Genomic DNA, 15389 nt, shown 5'->3' on the forward strand with positions numbered 1-15389 from the left:
CTCGCGGCGCTGGTCCGCTCCGTCTACAATGTGGAGCGGGCGGTGGGCGGGGACCCGACCGCGCTCGCGCTCACCGAACAGCTCAACGGGGGCGCCGGACGCTACGGCACCGGCGCCGAGGCCGCCTCGCTCACCCTGGCCGTCGTGCCTGGCTGACCAGCCGTAAGACTGTCGTCGGGCAACTGGAGGATGCGCACGCCGGGCCCGGATCGATCGCTGTCACGGGCGTCGCGGCACCCGCTTCCTCCGCACGTCGGCGACCGCGACGAGACGCGCCCCACAGTCCGGCCGCGCGGGCTCTGATCGATGTCCCGCGATCGGCGGGCAAACGCGCGTGGCATTCGAACGGACGGGCGGATTCGTGTTACCGTGAAGACCCGTGGGTCAAACACGGATTCAGGCGCGAACGGACACGAAGCACATCTTCGTCAGCGGTGGTGTCGCCTCCTCATTGGGTAAAGGTCTTACCGCCTCCAGCCTCGGTCAGCTGCTGACGGCGCGTGGGCTGCGCGTCACGATGCAGAAACTCGACCCGTATCTGAACGTCGATCCCGGCACGATGAACCCCTTCCAGCACGGCGAGGTGTTCGTTACGGAGGACGGCGCGGAGACCGACCTGGACGTCGGCCACTACGAGCGCTTCCTCGATCGGGACCTGTCCCGCGACGCGAACGTGACCACCGGGCAAATCTATTCGTCGGTCATCGCCAAGGAGCGCCGCGGCGAGTATCTCGGCGACACGGTGCAGGTGATCCCGCACATCACCGACGAGATCAAGAGCCGGATCCTCGCGATGCGCGGCCCGGATCTGCAGGGCCAGACGCCGGACGTGGTGATCACCGAGATCGGCGGCACGGTCGGCGACATCGAGTCGCAGCCGTTCCTGGAGGCCGCCCGCCAGATCCGCCACGACGTGGGTCGGGACAACGTCTTCTTCCTGCACGTCTCGCTGGTGCCCTACCTGGCGCCCTCCGGGGAGCTGAAGACCAAGCCGACCCAGCACTCGGTGGCGGCGCTGCGCAATATCGGCATCCAGCCCGACGCGCTGATCCTGCGCTGCGACCGTGAGGTCCCGCAGGGGCTGAAGAGCAAGATCGCGCTGATGTGCGACGTCGAGGTCGATGCCTGCATCTCCACGCCGGACGCGCGGTCGATCTACGACATCCCCCGGGTGCTGCACCGGGAGGGCCTGGACGCCTACGTGGTGCGCAGGCTGGGCCTGCCGTTCCGCGACGTGGACTGGACGGTGTGGGGCGACCTGCTCGACCGGGTGCACTCGCCGCGCGAGACGGTCGAGGTCGCGCTGGTCGGTAAGTACGTCGATCTGCCCGACGCGTACCTCTCGGTCACCGAGGCGCTGCGCGCGGGCGGATTCGCCTCGCGGGCCAAGGTGAACATCCGCTGGGTGCCCTCCGACGAGTGCGAGACTCCCGCGGGCGCGCAGCACGCGCTGCGCGACGTGGACGCCGTGCTGATTCCCGGCGGCTTCGGCATCCGCGGCATCGAGGGCAAGGTCGGCGCGATCCGCTACGCGCGTACCCGCGGCATTCCGCTGCTCGGCTTGTGTCTCGGCTTGCAGTGCGTCGTGATCGAGGCGGCGCGCACGGTAGGGCTGGCGGAGGCCAACTCGGCCGAATTCGAACCGGACACGCCGCACCCCGTCATCTCCACCATGGCCGACCAGGAGCAGGCCGTGGCGGGTGAGGCCGATCTCGGCGGCACCATGCGGCTCGGCGCCTACCCGGCGACCCTGGAGAAGGGTTCGGTCGTCGCCAGGGCATACGGCAGCGAGCACGTCTCCGAGCGTCATCGCCACCGTTACGAAGTGAACAACGCCTATCGCGACAAGGTCGCCGCGAGCGGCTTGAAGTTCAGCGGCACCTCGCCGGACGGGCACCTGGTCGAGTTCGTCGAGCTGCCCGCCGACGTGCATCCGTTCTTCGTCGCCACGCAGGCGCACCCTGAATTGAAGAGCCGGCCGACCCGCCCGCATCCGCTGTTCGCGGCGCTCATCTCGGCGGCGCTGAAATACAAAGCGGCCGAACGACTTCCGGTGGACATTCCGGGCGAAGAACTGGCGGGTGCGGCGGAACAGGCGTAGTGGCATGACCAACGGGGGCGCTGCCGAGCCGGGCAGCCACGACTTCGAGATCGAATCCAGCAAAACCGTCTACAGCGGCGCGATCCTCGCGTTGCGGCTCGACCAGGTGCGGATGCCGGGTGGCCGGGTCGTCGAGCGCGAGGTGATCGAGCACCACGGCGCCGTCGCGGTCGCCGCGATCGACGACGACGGCAACGTGGTGCTGATCAACCAGTACCGCCATCCGATCGGCAGGCGGCTGCTCGAACTGCCCGCCGGGTTGCTCGACGTGCCCGGGGAGGACCCGCTGCTCGCGGCGCGCCGTGAGCTGGCCGAGGAGACCGGGCTGGCCGCCCGGGAATGGGCGGTCCTGGTGGACGTGGCGCTCTCGCCCGGGTTCACCGACGAAGCGTTGCGGATCTACCTGGCTCGCGGGTTGTACGAAACCGATCGACCGGAGCCGGAATTCGAGGAGGCGGACCTGGAAGTGGTCCGCATGCCGGTCGACGCGGCGGTCCGCGCGGCGTTGAGCGGGGAGATCGTCAACGCCACCGCGGTCGCGGGCGTGCTCGCGCTGGCGGCCGCGCGGGCGGGCGGCATCGAACTGCGGCCGCCGGACGCGCCATGGGACGGGCAGCCGACGAATTTCCTCCGCCGCAAGGCGGCCCAGAAGTCCGAAGACTGACCGGAGGTGCTCGGTCGCGAGCTCGACACCTATCTCGACCACCTCACCGTCGAGCGCGGCGTCGCGCCCAACACCCTGAACGCCTACCGGCGTGATCTCGGTCGGTATCTGGACTTCCTGACCGGGCGCGGCATCGGCTCGCTCGACCGGGTCGACGAGTCCGACGTCGCGGAGTTCACCATGGCGCTGCGCTCGGGCGGTCCCGGGCACCCGCCGCTGGCGGCGAGTTCGGTGGCCCGCGCGCTGATCGCGGTGCGCGGCTGGCATCGCTTCGCCGCCGCGGAGGGTTTGACCGACACCGATGTGGCGCACGCGGTGAAGCCGCCCGCGCCGGGGCGCAGGTTGCCCAAGGCGCTGCCCTACGACCAGGTGCTGAAACTGCTGGAGGCGGCGGGCGGCGGCCAAGGCGATCCCGCTGCGGGCGTAGACGGCGGACCGCGCGGCCTGCGTGACCGCGCGCTGCTGGAATTGCTGTACTCCACCGGCGCCAGGATCTCGGAAACGGTCGGGCTGGACGTCGACGATCTCGACATCGAGGAACGGGCGGTCGTCCTGCGCGGCAAGGGCGGGAAACAGCGTCTGGTGCCGATCGGGCGGCCCGCGCTCGCCGCCGTGGACGCGTATCTGGTGCGGGGAAGGCCCGTGCTCGCCGCACGCGGAAAAGCCAACGCGGGAGCCCTGTTCCTGAATGTACGCGGCGCCCGGCTGTCCCGGCAGAGTGCCTGGCAGGTCCTGCACACCGCCGCCGAACGCGCGGGCATCGCGGCGGCGGTGTCGCCGCACACGCTGCGCCACTCCTTCGCCACGCATTTGCTCGACGGCGGCGCCGATGTGCGGGTGGTGCAGGAATTGCTGGGCCACGCCTCGGTGACCACGACCCAGATCTACACCTTGGTGACGGTCAACACCCTGCGCGAAGTCTGGGCCACCGCGCATCCCCGCGCCCGGTAATCCGTTGCGGGTCGGGAACTTCGCGTGCGCGATGCTTCCGCTGCCCGGCGGCGGCTCCTTCCGGCTGTTGGAGGACAGCGAGAACTTCCGAAGGGCTCTTCGGCGCCAATGGCCGCGGGTGCGGACGGCACCCGGCCGCACCATCACACGAAGTCGGCCGAGATCTTCCATGTGCTGGGCGGCACAATGGATTTTCTCGTCGACGGCGCCAGGACCGCGGTGAGCGAAGGTGGCCTGGTGGTGGTTCCGCCGGGCGCGGTGCACGCCTTCGGGGCCACCGCCGACGGACCCGCCGAGTTTCTGGCTGTGCTCACACCCGGTATCGTCCGCTTCGAGTACTTCCGGCAACTCGGCCGGATCGCACGCGGGGAGGCGGACTGGGACAGCATGAACGAGTTGCGCGACCGGTTCGACGTTCATTTCGATGGCGGACCGCAATGGCGCTGACCAGCGCGGCACGAACACGCCGCGCGCAGGCGCGGCACTCGAGTGCCGTCAAGCGGTAGCGTCTATCGAGAGCTGGACCGCACGAAAGCGAGGTCGGCACCGATCGGCCTCGCTACGCTCGGCGAGGCAACCGGCAAGGACGTATAAGGAGCAGCGGATCGTGACGACAGCCGGCGCGGCAGAGCCGCCGATGGGTGCTGGGGCGGAGCCGCTTACGGGCTCGCGACCGGGTCCGTACTCGGACGCCGCGGCGGAAACGCTGTGGGGCCATGGAGTGGAGCCGGTCCCGGAGGACGCGACGCTCGGCCCGACCGGACGGCCGTTGCGGCTGGTGCCGGACCCGCCGCCGGTCGGCCAGCACGGTGACGCGCTGATCGTGGCCATGTGCAATCAGAAGGGCGGCGTCGGCAAGACCACCTCCACCATCAATCTCGGTGCCGCACTGGCCGAATACGGTCGTCGCGTCCTGCTCGTCGACCTGGACCCGCAGGGCGCGCTGTCGGCGGGTCTCGGCGTCGCCCACCACGATCTCGACCTGACCGTGCACAACCTGCTCATCGGTTCCAAGGTGTCGATCGACGACGTGCTGATGCAGACCAGGGTCCCGAACATGGACCTGCTGCCCAGCAATATCGACCTTTCCGCCGCCGAGATCCAGTTGGTCAACGAAGTGGGCCGGGAACAGTCGCTCGGCCGCGCGCTGGAGCCGATCCGCAACCGCTACGACTACATCCTCATCGACTGCCAGCCTTCGCTCGGTCTGCTCACGGTCAACGCCTTGGCCTGCTCGGACGGCGTGATCATCCCGATGGAATGCGAGTACTTCTCGCTGCGCGGGCTCGCGCTGCTCAACGACACCGTCGAGAAGGTGCGGGACCGGTTGAATCCGCGGTTGAGCCTGTACGGAATAGTGGTCACCATGTTCGACTCTCGACTGCTGCATTCCCGCCAGGTCATGGCGCGGGTCGTCGAGGTGTTCGGTGACCTGGTCTACGACACCGCCATCGCGCGCACCGTCCGTTTCCCGGACGCCAGCGTCGCGGGCGAGCCGATCACCACGTGGGCGCCGAAATCCAGTGGCGCCGAGGCGTATCGGTCGATGGCTCGGGAAGTCATCCACCGATCCGGCCGGTGACCGGCCACTCGGACCCTTCGTCTGCGTCCCACCACAACCCGTCCGGCCAGGGGTCTTCCGCGGCCGGACCGACATCCACGCCCGACGACCGCGAGCTTGATACCGGTGGGCCGGACCCAGCCGCACCTGGGCGGGGTCCCGCACTCGGAAACGCGGCCGCCGCTTTCATCGCGGCGGGGCGGGACGCTGCCCCCCGGCGCGCGAACCCGGCCGTCCTCGGAGGCGCTACGCCCCGGCCCGCATCGGAGGCGGAGGCCTCCCCGCCACGGGGCAGCGCGGACGAACCGTCTCCGAAACCATCCACGCAGTCCACCGAGGGTGTCGCGCGGGAGGACTCCGAGGAGGTGGGCGATCGGCCCGCTGACATGCCGGACGCACAGGGCGATCCGTCAGACCTGCCGGATGCAGGTGGCCGTTCGTCGGCTACGCCCGGCGGTTCGGACGCCTCCGGCTTTCCGCCGGACACATCGGACGCATCCGATCCATCGCCCGGCGCGTCGGAGGCGAAAGACCAGCCGACGGCCGAGCCGCAGGCGTCCGGATTCCGGCTGCGACTGAGCAACTTCGAGGGGCCGTTCGACCTGCTGCTCACCCTGATCAGCTCACGCAAGCTGGACGTGACCGAGGTGGCGTTGCACAAGGTCACCGACGAGTTCATCGCCTACACCAAGGCGTTGACCGCGAACATGGCGCGGCAGAACACCTTGCGCGCGGACAAGATCCTGGACCAGACCACGGAATTCCTGGTCGTCGCCGCCACCTTGCTCGATCTGAAGGCGGCGCGCCTGCTGCCGTCCGGGGAGATGACCGACGCCGAGGACCTCGAACTGCTCGAGGCGCGCGACCTGCTGTTCGCCCGGCTGCTGCAGTATCGCGCGTTCAAGCAGGTCGCCGAACTGCTCGGCGAGCTGGAGGCGGCCGCGCTGCGCCGCTATCCGCGCGCGGTCGGCCTGGAGGAGCGCTACGCCGGTCTGCTGCCCGAGGTTAGGCTTGGTGTCGGGGCGGCCGAGTTCGCCGCGATCGCCGCGGCGGCCTTCCGGCCCCGTCCGGTACCCAAGGTCGGGCTCGACCACTTGCACACGCACGCGATCTCGGTGGCCGAGCAGGCGGCACTGGTGCTGGAGCGGCTCAAACAGCGTGGTGCGGGTGCGTGGACATCCTTCGGCGAGCTGGTCGCCGACTGCGAGGTACCGGTCCAGATCGTCGCCCGCTTCCTGGCGCTGCTCGAGCTGTATCGCGGCAAGACGATCGAGTTCGATCAGCCCGATCCGCTCGGTCCCTTGGCGGTCAGCTGGATCGGCGACGAGGCCGCGCAACAGGTGGACACCGTGACTATCGAGGAGGACTACGGGTGAGCGAGCACAGCGCGCGTTCGCGCACGGCGGAGGCGAACTCCGGTGAGGCGCGGTCGTGAGCGAGGCAGTGGTGGAACTCACCCCCGAACCGCTCGCGGACGCCGACTTCCGTTCGGCGCTGGAGGCCATGCTGCTGGTCGTGGACGTTCCCGCGCCGGTAGACCAGCTCGCGGCCGCACTGGGCGACAGCACCGAACGCGTCGAGCGGACCCTGCGCGAGATGTCCGCGGAGTTGTCGGCGCGGTCCAGTGGGATAGATCTGCGTTTCGTCGGTGACGGCTGGCGCTTCTATACTCGCAGCGAGTACGCGCCGTATGTGGAGCGGATGCTGCTCGACGGCTCCCGATCGAAACTGACCCGCGCGGCCTTGGAGACGCTGGCGGTGGTGGCATACCGTCAGCCGGTGACCAGGACCAGGGTCAGCGCGGTGCGCGGCGTGAACGTCGACGGGGTGATGCGCACGCTGCTGGCCAGGGGTCTGATCGCCGAGGCAGGCGTGGACCCGGAGACCAACGGGACGCTGTACCGCACCACCGAGCTGTTCCTGGAACGGATCGGACTCGCTTCGCTGAGCGATCTGCCACCCCTGGCGCCCCTGCTTCCGGGCGTCGACCTGATCGACGAGATCAACGAGAGCCTGGAGACGGATCCCCGGTACACCAGGTTGAGGAAACCCGCCGAGGCCGATTTGGACCTCGGCACCGAAGAATGACAGGACACCATGAATACGCCCGCTCGCCGAGATGGCACACCGGATCGTAGGAAACGCGGCGCACAGCCCGAACGAGGCGGCGCGAGCCGCAACTCGAGCTCACGCGACGCCCGTTCGGCCCAACGGGGTATGGCTGCCCGCGGCGCCCAGCAGGGCGGCGTGGGCCGAGCGGACCGACGCGGATCCACCCCGGCTCCGAACCCGCAGCGGCACGCGGCCGCGGCGAACAAGAAGAAGCCCAAGCCGCAGCGGCAGGTCGCGCCACCGCCGCTGCTGAGTAACGCCAAGCCCGCGCGCCACCAGAACGTGGAGCCGGACTCGTCCGGCGGCCACACCAAGCTCCCGTGGGGCGAAGGGGAGCGGTTGCAGAAGGTTCTCGCCAAGGCGGGCGTGGCCTCGCGCCGGGCCGCCGAGGAGATGATCGCGCAGGGCCGCGTCGAGGTCGACGGCATGATCGTGCGCGAGCAGGGCCTGCGCATCGACCCGCAGCACGCGGTGGTGCGGGTCGACGGCACGCGCGTGGTGGTGCGCGAGGAACTGGTGCACGTCGCGCTGAACAAGCCCAAGGGCTGGCAGTCGACCATGTCCGACGATCTGGGGCGCCCCTGCGTCGGCGACATCGTGGCCGAGCGGATCGCCGCGGGTCAGCGGCTGTTTCACGTCGGGCGACTCGACGCCGACACCGAGGGCCTGCTGCTGCTGACCAACGACGGCGATCTGGCGCATCGGCTGATGCACCCGTCCTTCGAGGTCTCCAAGACCTATCTGGCGACGGTGCAGGGCGAGGTCAACAATCGCGCGGTCGGCAAGCGGTTGAAGGAAGGCCTGGAGCTGGAGGACGGTCCCGCCAAGGTGGACCGTTTCCAGGTGCTCGAACTGGGGGAGGGACGTTCCCTGGTGAAGGTGGTGTTGCACGAAGGGCGCAAGCACATCGTGCGCCGCCTGCTCGACGCGGTGGGTCATCCGGTCATCCGGCTGGTCCGCACTCATATCGGCCCGGTCGCGCTGGGCGACCAACGGCCCGGCACGCTGCGCGTACTCGGCCGCGATGAAATCGGCAAACTCTACGAGGCGGTGTCGTTGTGAACGGTGTGGAGATCCCGGTGCAGGCGCCGGCGCGGTTGGCCGGTCCGAGCCCGCTGGTGGTCGCCATGGACGGGCCGTCGGGTACCGGGAAGTCCAGCGTGTCCCGGCACCTGGCCACCCGGCTCGGCGCCCGGTACCTCGACACCGGCGCGATGTACCGGGTGGCGACGCTGCGCGTGCTGCGGGCGGGCATCGAACTGACCGACTCCGCGGCCATCGGCGCCGCGGTGAAGGAGCTGCCGCTGTCCATCGGCACCGATCCCAGCCGCGAGGTGATCGAGCTGGACGGCGAGGACGTGCGGTCGGAGATTCGCGGCGACGCGGTCACCAAGGCGGTTTCGGCGGTCTCCGCGGTGCCCGAGGTGCGTGAGCTGCTCGTCGCCATGCAGCGCGATATCACGGCGACCGCGGGGCGGATCGTGGTGGAGGGACGCGACATCGGCACCGTCGTGCTGCCCGCCGCCGACGCCAAGATCTACCTGACCGCGTCCGCCGAGGCGCGGGCACACCGGCGCAATCAGCAGAACATCGCCGAGGGCCGGGGCGACGACTACGCGGGCGTGCTCGCCGACGTGCAGCGCCGCGACACCCTCGACTCGACCCGCAAGGTGTCCCCGCTGCGACCCGCCGAGGACGCGGTACCGGTCGACACCAGCGAACTGTCCATGGACGAGGTCATCGACGAGCTGTATCGCGTTGTCGCGCAGCAGGTCTCGACGTGTGGAGCCGGAGGGGACCGATGAGTGGGGACGTACTCGCAGGCGACGGCGTCTGGAGCGACGAAGCCGACTGGGAACTCGCCGACCTGGAGGGCGAATTCGAGGACGCGGCGCACGTCGCGATGCCGACGCTGGCCGTGGTCGGCCGCCCGAACGTGGGCAAGTCGACGCTGGTGAACCGCATCCTCGGCCGCCGCGAGGCGGTCGTGGAGGACATTCCCGGCGTGACCCGCGACCGCGTGTCCTACGAGGCGAACTGGGCGGGTCGGCGGTTCCTGGTCCAGGACACCGGCGGCTGGGAGCCCGACGCGAAGGGCCTGCAGCAATCGGTGGCCCGCCAGGCCGAACTGGCCATGCACACCGCCGACGCGATCCTGCTCGTGGTCGACGCGGTGGTGGGCGCCACCGCCACCGACGAGGCGGCCGTGAGGAAGCTGCGCCGCTCCGCCGTCCCGGTGATCCTGGTCGCCAACAAGGTCGACGACCAGCGGGTGGAAGCGGAAGCGGCGGCGCTGTGGTCGCTGGGACTCGGCGAGCCGCGCATGGTCAGCGCCGCCCACGGCCGTGGCACCGGCGACTTGCTCGACGACGTGCTCGAGGTGCTTCCCGAGACTCCGCGCGAGGGGACCGGCGGCGTAGGCCCGCGTCGCGTGGCGCTGGTCGGCAAGCCGAACGTCGGCAAGTCGAGCCTGCTCAACAAGCTGGCGAACGACGAGCGCTCCGTGGTGCACGATGTCGCGGGCACCACGGTCGACCCGGTCGACTCCCTCGTCGAACTGGGCGGCAAGGTCTGGAAGTTCATCGATACCGCCGGGTTGCGCCGCAAGGTGGCCAATGCCAGCGGCACCGAGTTCTACGCCTCGTTGCGCACCAAGTCGGCGCTGGAGGCATCGGAGGTGGCGATCATGCTGGTCGACGCCTCGCAGCCGATCACAGAACAGGATCTGCGGGTGATCAGCATGGTCGCCGATTCCGGACGAGCGTTGGTGCTGGCGTTCAACAAGTGGGACCTGGTCGACGAGGATCGTCGGCTGCAACTGGAGCGTGAGGTCGACCGCGACCTGGTCCGGGTGCCGTGGGCGCAGCGAGTGAACATCTCCGCGCACACCGGCCGCGCGGTGCAGAAGCTGGTGCCCGCGATGGAGACCGCGCTCGAGTCCTGGGACAAGCGCATTCCGACGGGCAGGCTCAACACCTGGCTGAAGGAAGTGATCGCCGCGACCCCGCCGCCGATGCGCGGCGGCAGGTTGCCCCGCGTACTGTTCGCCACCCAGGCGACCACCCGGCCGCCCACGTTCGTGCTGTTCACCACCGGCTTCCTGGAGGCAGGCTACCGGCGCTTCCTGGAGCGCAGGTTGCGCGAGGAGTTCGGTTTCGACGGCTCGCCGGTCCGCATCTCGGTGCGGGTGCGGGAGAAGCGGGATCGTTCGAAGAAATAGGCGACGACGGTGAGGCCGCGGGATCCCCGTGGCCTCGCCGTACCAACTGCCCGGCAGGCTCGATGTGGCCCGCCTCGCGCGACTCGCGCGGACACCCTGCGCCGGATGTGTACCTCCGGGGCAACCCCTCATTGAGAATGAAAGCTAATTGTTAGCGGACAAACGTATGTGATCGATAATCGGGCCAAAATGCCTAATAAAACGCGATATCTTCTCGTGTAGATGACGATATGGGCAGTGCTACTCACAACTGCGGCAAATAGCTGGCATCATCCGGGCATGGGCATTCCCAGCGTGCTGCCGGAACCGCCGGCCGTCCTGACTCCGTTCGAGACGGGATGGCCCGTGCGCCTCGCCGACACCGATCGTGACCAGCGCCTTCGACTCGACGGTGTCGCGCGCTATCTGCAGGACGTCGGCTACGACCATCTCGAGGTCCTCGAGGACGGCGATATCCATCGCCTGTGGGTGATCCGCAGGACGGTGATCGACGCGCTCAAACCGCTCGGATTCGGTGAGTCGGCGACGTTGCGGCGATGGCCTTCGGCGACGTCGACCCGGTGGTGCACGATGCGGGTCCAGATCGGCGGCAGCGCTGGTGGGCTGGTGGAGACCGAGAGCTTCCTGATCCATTTCGGCACCGAATCGGGCGTACCCGCGCGGATGAGCGACCGGTTCCTCGCCCCCATGCTGGCCTGTACGACCGAGCACCGGCTCCGCTGGAAAGCCGAGCTCACCGATCCCATGCCCGCGGCGGGCGAGCCCGGGGTGCAGATCCGGCCCTTCCCGCTACGGGCCACCGACATAGACCTGCTCGACCATATGAACAACGCGGTCTACCTCACCGCGCTCGAAGAAGTCCTGGCCGATTACGCCGAACTGAAATCGGGTCCGCACCGTGTGGTGGTCGAGTACGGGAAACCGGTGCGATGCGGCGAGGACGTCGAGCTCGTCGCCCGACGGACCGATTCGAGCCTGCACGTGTGGTTCGCCGTCGGCGCGGACTGCCGGGCGGTCGCCCGCGTCACCCCGCGCTAACCGGCCAACTGTTCGACGGTCGCGTGCGCGCCCCTGGTGCGCAGGCTGTCCAGCGCCGCCAGATACGCGGTCACGAACCGGGGGTGGTCGATCAGATCACCGAACAAGGATCGTTCGCCGAGGAAAGCGGTGGGCTGCTCGCGCTGCCGCCGCGCGAGGGGGACCAGCCGGTCGCGAAGCCGGTCCACGATCTCGATCGGGAGCCCGTGCTCGTCCACGCCCTCGGCGTAGCGTGCCCAGCTGGCGACGACCGCCGCCGCGCATTCGATCGGGCCGCCGCTGCCGAGTTGCGCCCGGACAACCGGAAGCAGCCACTTCGGGATCCGGTCCGAGGACTCCGCGCACAGCCGGGCGATGGTGTCGCCGATCGCGGGATTGGCGAACCGGTCGAGCAGCGTCCGCTTGTAGTCGCCCAGGTCGACCCCGGGGACCGCGCGCAGCGTCGGCGTCGCCTCGGCGTCCATGTAGCGGGTCAGGAACCGCCGGAAGACCGGATCCTGTGCCGCTTCGTGCACCAGCCGATAGCCGCTCAGGTACGCGAAGTAGCACAGCGCCTGGTGGCTCGCGTTCAGCAACCGAAGTTTCATCAGTTCGTAGGGGGTGACGTCGGCGACGACCTGCACGCCGACCTCTTCGAAGTCCGGACGGCCGAGTCCGAACGAATCCTCCAGCACCCACTGCGCGAACGGCTCGGTGACCACCGGCCAGCGGTCGGTGAGCCCGTAGCGCCGCTCGATCTCGCCGGTCGCTCCGGGCGGGGTCACCGGGGTGATCCGGTCCACCATGGAATTCGGGAAGCGCACCTGCTCCGTCACCCAGGCTCCGAGCCCAGGATCGCGCAGCGTGGCGAACGCGCCGAACATGCGGCGCGCGACGTTCCCGTTGCCCTCGATGTTGTCGCAGGACAGCACGGTGAACGGCGCGATATCGCGGGATCGGCGGCGGGCCAGCGCCTCGGTGACGAGCCCGAAAACGGTACCGGGCGGAGCGCTCCCGGTCAGATCGGCGCGGATTCCGGGGTCATCCGGGTCGAATTCGCCGGTAGCGGCGGCGATGTGGTAGCCACCCTCGGTAATGGTGAGTGAGACGATCCGGGTCGACGCATCGGCGAGCTTCGCCACGACGGTCTCGGGATCGTCCGGCGCGTACCGGTAGTCGACCAGCGAGCCGATCGCGCGCGTGGTCCACGTGCCGTCCGGCGCGACCGTCGACAGCGTGTACAAGCCGTCCTGCGCCCGCAGCACGTCGCGCATGCGTCGATCGCCGGGCAGCACGCCGACTCCGCAGATGCCCCACTCGTCCCCGAGGCCGCGTTCGAGCAATCGGTCGACGTACATCGCCTGGTGCGCTCGATGGAAGCCGCCGACGCCGAAATGCACTATGCCGGTGGTGATCCGGGATCGGTCGTAGCCCGGCGTCGAGATCCGAGCGGCGAAGTCGGGCATCGTGGCCGCCCGTAAGGGCGTGGCGGTCCGTTCCGGCATACCGCGCCTCCCGTGTTGTGTGGATCACACCATAGTGCAGCAGGTGTCCGGAACCGGTCAGCCCTGCGGGGGCGGCAGCAGCGAATCCATGCCGTGCCGTCGAGCGCCGAGTACTCGGGCACAGTTCGCTCGCTCGAGGTCGGCGGAGAACTGCTCGGTGTCCCGGCGCGCCCGTGCCGGAGTCGGCGTCGCCGATGAAACGGCCGCTACGTCCATGTGCTCTTTCTCGGTCATACCGCACGGTGCCCGGAAATCGGTCAAGCCAGCAACAATAGTTGCCGATATGGCAAAGATCTGTGAGTGATCGCTCATCCCCGGGGCAGGTGACGGTACGCCCTCCGAGCCGGAGGTCACCGCCGTTCTCGTGCTCTTTCTGTCCGCTGCGCGACCGGCGAGGGGCCGGGGCGCACACCCCGTTTCGTCCCGCTGTAGAAGCTACCGGGGGGTTTATCGCCGCAGAGCTGGGTAGACCGTCGGTGTCCCGATCGATGGCAGAAAGGTTCAGCGCGATGTCCCAACCCATCACCAGTACTTTGAACCCGGAGCAGCAGCGCGTCGCGGGAGAAACCCTCCAGGGGACGGTGGTCGACCTGATCGACCTGTCGCTGATCGCGAAGCAGGCGCACTGGAACGTGATCGGCTCCAACTTCCGGTCGGTGCACCTGGCGCTGGATGAATTGGTGACCGTGGCACGGGAGTTCACGGACTCGGCCGCGGAACGCGCTACCGCCGTGGGAGTCAGCCCGGACGGGCGCGCCGCGAGCGTGGCCGAGGATTCCGGCGCGATCGGCATCGGCGAGGGCTGGCAACAGGACACCGACGTCATCGACACGATCGTCGGCAATCTCGCCGCCGTGATCAAGCGGCTGCGTGAACGCATCGCGGCGACCGAGAAGGCCGATCCGGTGACCCAGGATCTGTTCCTGGCGATCGCGGCGCGGCTGGAGCAGTTGCACTGGATGTGGCAAGCGCAACTCGCCACGGTGTGATGCGGGTGATCACGTGCGCGTTCGGCGCGCTCGCCACCGAGACCGCCACGGTCACGGTGCGGATCCCCGCCGACGCGCGACACCTCGCCTTGATCCGCGCGATGACCGACACCGTGTGCCTGGTCGCCGAGGTTCCGCTCGACGCCGCCTCGGACATCCGCTTGTCGATCAACGAGGCTGTCACGATGCTGCTGGCGGACGCCATGCCGGGCTCGATGCTCGGCTGCGCGTTCACCTACGGCCTCGGCCGGATGAGCGTGCGTGTCGACGCCGTCGCCGTGGTCGGCGACGAGTTCCGCAGCGATCCGTTGAGCTGGGAACTCGTGCGCATGCTCACCCGCTCGCTGTCGATTTCCCGTGACCCTTTTGATTCCGAACTCGGCGGGTACCCGACCGTTATCGAATTCAGTTGGGAACGAGGACCATTTGATGACACGTGAGTTCACGACCGACGGAAATGGCACGGCGAGGCGCACCCGGGGTGACAGCTACGACAACATCGAGCCGTGGTTCGAGAAGATGGCCGCGATGGACGAGGGTGATCCGCACCGCGCTGCGCTGCGCGAGGAGGTGACCCGGCGGTGTCTTCCGCTCGCCGAGCACATCGCCAGGAAGTTCTCCGGCCGCGGCGAGAACTATGAGGATCTGCTGCAGATCGCCCGAGTCGGGCTCGTGCTCGCGGTGGACCGTTTCGACGTCTCGCGCGGCAGTTCCTTCCTCGGATTCGCGGTCCCCACCATCATGGGCGAGGTGCGCAGGCACTTCCGCGACAACACGTGGTCGCTGCGAGTGCCGCGCAGGCTCAAGGAGATACAGCTGCGCGTCGGCCCGGTCACCGAGACGTTGTCGCATCGTCTCGGCCGGATGCCGACGGCCAGGGAGATCGCCGAGGAGCTGGACGTCGACCTCGGTGAGGTGACGCAGGCGCTCATCGCGGGCAACGCCTACCAGGCCAATTCGCTGGACGCGGCAGGCCGAGAGGACGGCGACGGTGCGCCGCAGTCGCTCGCCGACACGCTGGGCTCCGAGGAACCGTGCTACGACCTGCTGGAGCAGGCGATGGCCGTGCGTCCGCTCATCGCCGAGTTGCCGCCGCGCGATCGGCAGGTGCTGGTCATGCGCTTCTACGAGTCGCGGACCCAGAGTCAGATCGCCGAAGAGCTTGGTGTGTCCCAGATGCAGGTGTCGCGGATTCTCGCCAGGATTCTCAAAGACCTGCGCGAACGCGCGCTCGGCCCGGAAGAACTCGTTTCGAGCGCGGCCTGAGTT

General features: G+C 69.0%; 17 protein-coding genes. 15 read left to right on the plus strand and 2 right to left on the minus strand.

Going from position 1 to position 15389, the window contains the following annotated elements:
* Positions 1-9: 9 nt before the first annotated feature.
* The 12 genes from ACWEH3_RS27315 (at position 10) to ACWEH3_RS27370 (ending at position 11647) form a co-directional block, all read left to right on the plus strand.
* Entirely contained in the window at positions 10-156 is a 147-nt protein-coding gene (locus ACWEH3_RS27315) for a copper transporter (protein ID WP_452358410.1), read from the plus strand.
* A gap of 223 nt (positions 157-379) precedes the next feature.
* Entirely contained in the window at positions 380-2101 is a 1722-nt protein-coding gene (locus ACWEH3_RS27320) for a CTP synthase (protein WP_450021338.1), read from the plus strand.
* A 4-nt stretch (positions 2102-2105) separates the two neighbouring features.
* On the plus strand, positions 2106-2765 hold the full coding sequence (locus tag ACWEH3_RS27325) for an NUDIX domain-containing protein (RefSeq protein ID WP_450021340.1): 660 nt from the start codon (positions 2106-2108) through the stop codon (positions 2763-2765).
* 6 nt (positions 2766-2771) lie between these two features.
* Positions 2772-3716, plus strand: a complete 945-nt coding sequence (gene xerD, locus ACWEH3_RS27330; RefSeq protein WP_355080735.1) for a site-specific tyrosine recombinase XerD — start codon at positions 2772-2774, stop codon at positions 3714-3716.
* Between the two features lie 108 nt (positions 3717-3824).
* Positions 3825-4163, plus strand: coding sequence for a cupin domain-containing protein (locus ACWEH3_RS27335; RefSeq protein WP_450021343.1), 339 nt, complete (start codon positions 3825-3827; stop codon positions 4161-4163).
* Between the two features lie 190 nt (positions 4164-4353).
* A complete protein-coding gene (locus ACWEH3_RS27340; protein ID WP_379256306.1) occupies positions 4354-5298 on the plus strand; it encodes a ParA family protein in 945 nt (314 codons plus the stop codon).
* A 365-nt stretch (positions 5299-5663) separates the two neighbouring features.
* Positions 5664-6653: a segregation and condensation protein A gene (locus ACWEH3_RS27345; protein ID WP_450021345.1), complete on the plus strand. Its 990-nt coding sequence runs from the start codon at positions 5664-5666 to the stop codon at positions 6651-6653.
* Between the two features lie 55 nt (positions 6654-6708).
* Positions 6709-7365 carry an SMC-Scp complex subunit ScpB gene (gene scpB, locus ACWEH3_RS27350; RefSeq protein WP_355080740.1) on the plus strand — a complete coding sequence of 219 codons (657 nt, stop codon included), beginning with the start codon at positions 6709-6711 and terminating at the stop codon, positions 7363-7365.
* A gap of 9 nt (positions 7366-7374) precedes the next feature.
* Positions 7375-8451 (plus strand): pseudouridine synthase, encoded by a 1077-nt coding sequence (locus tag ACWEH3_RS27355; RefSeq protein ID WP_450021347.1) that lies wholly within the window; start codon positions 7375-7377, stop codon positions 8449-8451.
* Positions 8452-8516: 65 nt separating this feature from the next.
* Positions 8517-9194 (plus strand): (d)CMP kinase, encoded by a 678-nt coding sequence (gene cmk / locus ACWEH3_RS27360; protein WP_450021446.1) that lies wholly within the window; start codon positions 8517-8519, stop codon positions 9192-9194.
* Complete coding sequence (der, locus tag ACWEH3_RS27365) at positions 9191-10609, plus strand: ribosome biogenesis GTPase Der (RefSeq protein WP_450021349.1); 1419 nt, start codon at positions 9191-9193, stop codon at positions 10607-10609. The genes cmk and der overlap by 4 nt, the downstream gene beginning before the upstream one ends.
* Before the next feature lie 279 nt (positions 10610-10888).
* Positions 10889-11647 (plus strand): acyl-[acyl-carrier-protein] thioesterase, encoded by a 759-nt coding sequence (locus ACWEH3_RS27370; protein ID WP_450021351.1) that lies wholly within the window; start codon positions 10889-10891, stop codon positions 11645-11647.
* On the opposite strand, the gene ACWEH3_RS27375 is transcribed toward ACWEH3_RS27370, so the two are convergent.
* Together ACWEH3_RS27375 and ACWEH3_RS27380 are read right to left on the minus strand one after the other, a co-directional pair.
* On the minus strand, positions 11644-13092 hold the full coding sequence (locus ACWEH3_RS27375; RefSeq protein WP_450021448.1) for a mannitol dehydrogenase family protein: 1449 nt from the start codon (positions 13090-13092) through the stop codon (positions 11644-11646). The genes ACWEH3_RS27370 and ACWEH3_RS27375 overlap by 4 nt on opposite strands.
* A 96-nt stretch (positions 13093-13188) precedes the next feature.
* Positions 13189-13392: a hypothetical protein gene (locus ACWEH3_RS27380; protein WP_450021353.1), complete on the minus strand. Its 204-nt coding sequence runs from the start codon at positions 13390-13392 to the stop codon at positions 13189-13191.
* Positions 13393-13640: 248 nt separating this feature from the next.
* Between ACWEH3_RS27380 and ACWEH3_RS27385 the strand changes: the two genes are divergently transcribed.
* From ACWEH3_RS27385 to ACWEH3_RS27395, 3 genes are read left to right on the plus strand one after another with little or no spacing between them, the layout of a single operon-like run.
* Positions 13641-14120, plus strand: coding sequence for a Dps family protein (locus ACWEH3_RS27385; protein ID WP_450021355.1), 480 nt, complete (start codon positions 13641-13643; stop codon positions 14118-14120).
* On the plus strand, positions 14120-14560 hold the full coding sequence (locus tag ACWEH3_RS27390; RefSeq protein WP_450021357.1) for an anti-sigma factor: 441 nt from the start codon (positions 14120-14122) through the stop codon (positions 14558-14560). The genes ACWEH3_RS27385 and ACWEH3_RS27390 overlap by 1 nt, the downstream gene beginning before the upstream one ends.
* Positions 14550-15386, plus strand: coding sequence for an RNA polymerase sigma factor SigF (locus ACWEH3_RS27395; RefSeq protein WP_450021359.1), 837 nt, complete (start codon positions 14550-14552; stop codon positions 15384-15386). The genes ACWEH3_RS27390 and ACWEH3_RS27395 overlap by 11 nt, the downstream gene beginning before the upstream one ends.
* Positions 15387-15389: the final 3 nt, after the last annotated feature.

This window comes from Nocardia sp. NPDC004718 (assembly GCF_053601535.1).

Excerpts from the sequence above, each read along its gene's own strand:
- ACWEH3_RS27325 (WP_450021340.1), top strand. The coding sequence starts at position 2,106 with ATGACCAACGGGGGCGCTGCCGAGCCGGGCAGCCACGACTTCGAGATC.
- ACWEH3_RS27335 (WP_450021343.1), top strand. The coding sequence starts at position 3,825 with ATGGCCGCGGGTGCGGACGGCACCCGGCCGCACCATCACACGAAGTCG.
- ACWEH3_RS27340 (WP_379256306.1), top strand. The coding sequence starts at position 4,354 with ATGGGTGCTGGGGCGGAGCCGCTTACGGGCTCGCGACCGGGTCCGTAC.
- ACWEH3_RS27345 (WP_450021345.1), top strand. The coding sequence starts at position 5,664 with ATGCCGGACGCACAGGGCGATCCGTCAGACCTGCCGGATGCAGGTGGC.
- ACWEH3_RS27355 (WP_450021347.1), top strand. The coding sequence starts at position 7,375 with ATGAATACGCCCGCTCGCCGAGATGGCACACCGGATCGTAGGAAACGC.
- cmk (WP_450021446.1), top strand. The coding sequence starts at position 8,517 with ATGGACGGGCCGTCGGGTACCGGGAAGTCCAGCGTGTCCCGGCACCTG.
- der (WP_450021349.1), top strand. The coding sequence starts at position 9,191 with ATGAGTGGGGACGTACTCGCAGGCGACGGCGTCTGGAGCGACGAAGCC.
- ACWEH3_RS27370 (WP_450021351.1), top strand. The coding sequence starts at position 10,889 with ATGGGCATTCCCAGCGTGCTGCCGGAACCGCCGGCCGTCCTGACTCCG.
- ACWEH3_RS27375 (WP_450021448.1), bottom strand. The coding sequence starts at position 13,092 with ATGCCCGACTTCGCCGCTCGGATCTCGACGCCGGGCTACGACCGATCC.
- ACWEH3_RS27385 (WP_450021355.1), top strand. The coding sequence starts at position 13,641 with ATGTCCCAACCCATCACCAGTACTTTGAACCCGGAGCAGCAGCGCGTC.
- ACWEH3_RS27390 (WP_450021357.1), top strand. The coding sequence starts at position 14,120 with ATGCGGGTGATCACGTGCGCGTTCGGCGCGCTCGCCACCGAGACCGCC.
- ACWEH3_RS27395 (WP_450021359.1), top strand. The coding sequence starts at position 14,550 with ATGACACGTGAGTTCACGACCGACGGAAATGGCACGGCGAGGCGCACC.